This is a genomic window from Acidiferrobacteraceae bacterium, from assembly GCA_037388825.1.
GTDB lineage: Bacteria > Pseudomonadota > Gammaproteobacteria > Acidiferrobacterales > JAJDNE01 > JARRJV01.
The window spans coordinates 1-2,510 of the sequence record JARRJV010000131.1 but is presented as its reverse complement, the minus strand read 5'-3'; the positions used below and the strand labels follow the sequence as shown (position 1 = coordinate 2,510).

Below are 2,510 nucleotides of genomic sequence, written 5' to 3'. Positions count from 1 at the left end.
TCAGAATGATCGAAAAAATCAGGCCCGATGGTATTCTGATCGTGGACGACGATCCGGATTTCGTAGAAAGCGTCAAGGACCTGTTGGTAGATGCGGGTTATACAGTCTTTGTCGCCACGAATGGCCGGGAAGCGATCGAGCGCATCCGCTCAAACGGCATAGACGTTTTGATTCTCGACCTTCGCCTGCCGATATTGAGCGGGCTGGAAACTTATCTTGAACTTAAGCGAACAGGGCACGCAGTCCCGACCCTTATCGTCACGGCTTACTTTGACGAATATGCCGACGATGTGAACAAGTTGCGATCGCTATCGGTCAGTGGGGTGCTGAGAAAGCCCTTCGACCCCCGAGATCTGCTCGGTGCAGTAGAGCATTTGGCCCATACGAGGAAGGAAACCAACAATGCAGAGTGAGAAACCAGAGACCCCCCACGTGCACAAGCAAGGTCGCATACTGATCGTAGACGACGACGCAGACTTTGCACTCAGCCTGTTGGACGTCCTTGAGTCTCGCGGCTATCAGGTCGCCATTGCACACGACGTCCCAAGTGGCAGGGAAAAAGCGCAGCAACTCGATGCGCAGGTGGCCCTAGTGGACATCCGCCTGAGACGTGATAGCGGGATCAACCTGATCGCCCAACTCAAGGAGATAAACCCCGATATCCTGTGTGTCATAATGACCGCTTACGCCGCGATGGACAACGCGATCGAAGCCATCCACGAAGGCGCTTACGACTACTTGCAGAAACCCTTGGATATGCGCTACCTGCTGGCGACCCTGAATCGCTGCTTTGAAAAGCTGTGGCTCGAAAGCGAAAAGGCGGCGGTCGAGGCCGAACGAGAACAGCTGTTGGACGATCTCAAGCAGCGCAACCTGCAACTCGACGACCAACTCAACCAACTGCGCACGCTAAACGCCGAGATCGCCCGCTTGCAGCACTTGCTCCAAAACACCACCAACTCGATGCCCTCGGCGCTCATCGTCCTCGACGTAGACGGGCGAGTGCTCCTATGGAACCCAGCCGCCGAAGCTCTGACCGGTCAGGCAGCGTCGCAGGTGCAGGGAAAACCGTTGTGGCAGGTCTGTCCCGAGCTATCCCGCTACCGCGATCCGTTTGAGCAGGCTTTGCGCCGCTGCCAGGTGGTCCACCGGCACAAGGAACAATCGATCACCGAATCTGGAATGATCTACCGCGATGTGGACGTCTTCCCATTGTCGGCCGACGATATTGAAGGGGCCGTGCTGCACATCGACGACGTAAGCGAGCGCGTGCGCATCGAGGAGATGGTGCGTCAGTCAGCCAAGATGGCCAGCATAGGCAGGCTGGCTGCGGGGATGGCTCACGAGATCAACAACCCTCTGAGCGCGATGATGCAAAGCGCGCAGATGCTACAAATGACCTTTGACACGCAACGGCCCCGCGTCCGCGAACGGCTGCAAGCCTGCGGCATAGATCCCGCTGGACTGGATCGCTACCTACAAGAACGCGCTATCTTCGAGTACCTGCAGGGCATTCGTTCCGCAGGCGAGCGAGCAGCCGTGATCGTTTCCAATCTCCTCAGCTTTTCTCATAGAAGCTCCAAACCCTCACTTCACGACTTGAACACTTTGGTGGAACAGACGCTCGGCCTGGCGATGACCGACTACAATCTGAAACAGAAATACGACTTTCGGGAGATTGAAATCGTGCGCGAGATGGCGCCTGACCTACCAAAAGTGCTCTGCGACGGACAGCGGATCCAGCAGGTCGTGTTAAACCTGGTACGCAACGCTGCGCAAGGATTGAAAAAAGGCAAACAGATGGCAGCACAGGCGCCAAAAGATAAGGCTTACCGGCCCCGGCTGACGTTGCGCACAGCGCTGATAAAAGACGAGCACGAGGATCAAAACGTCCGATTCCCCTCCAGGCAGATGGTGCGGCTAGAAGTGGCGGATAACGGGCCGGGCCTCCCAGAGGCAACACAGGCACAGCTGTTTGAGCCGTTCTTTACCACCAAGGATGAAGGAGAGGGCACGGGAATTGCTCTCACGTCGGCCACAGCGATAGCTGATGAGCTGGACGGCGGCCGTCGAGGAGGATAAAGGGCGCCGCCCGCTTGGCAACCACGCCCAGCTTGCCCAAGTCGGTCAGATCGCGCAGATGTCCCCGCTGCCGCTCTCGCAGCAGCCGGTCGACCCCCACGGGGCCGATGCCCGGCACGCGCAGTAGGTCGCGCCGGTCGGCGGTGTTTACCTCGACCGGCGTGTCAGTCAGGTTAGCCCGTGCCCAGGCCAGCTTGGGGTCGTCCTCCAGCGGAAGATTGCCACCCACGTCGAAAGGCAGTTCCTCGCTGAGGAAACCGTAATCGCGCAGCAGAAAAGATGCCTGGTACAGCCGGTGTTCGCGCACCGCTGGCGTGGGGGGATGGGCCTCCAGTGGCGTATCGGGCACCGGGGAGAAGCGGCTAAAGTAAGCCCGCGTGATCCCCGCCTGTCGATTCAGGTACTCGGTCGTGGTCAGGATCTCGACG

3 protein-coding genes are annotated in these 2,510 nt (G+C 58.6%); 2 read left to right on the top strand and 1 reads right to left on the bottom strand.

Going from position 1 to position 2,510, the window contains the following annotated elements:
- A partial coding sequence (locus P8X48_13300; GenBank protein MEJ2108279.1) for a response regulator occupies window positions 1–413 on the top strand: 413 nt, incomplete at its 5' end.
- Window positions 403–2,082 carry a response regulator gene (locus P8X48_13295; protein ID MEJ2108278.1) on the top strand — a complete coding sequence of 560 codons (1,680 nt, stop codon included), beginning with the start codon at window positions 403–405 and terminating at the stop codon, window positions 2,080–2,082. The genes P8X48_13300 and P8X48_13295, both read left to right, overlap by 11 nt.
- Here the strand turns inward: P8X48_13295 and P8X48_13290 are convergent.
- Window positions 2,027–2,510 (bottom strand): putative DNA modification/repair radical SAM protein (locus P8X48_13290; protein ID MEJ2108277.1); only part of this gene is annotated, 484 nt, incomplete at its 5' end. The genes P8X48_13295 and P8X48_13290 overlap by 56 nt on opposite strands.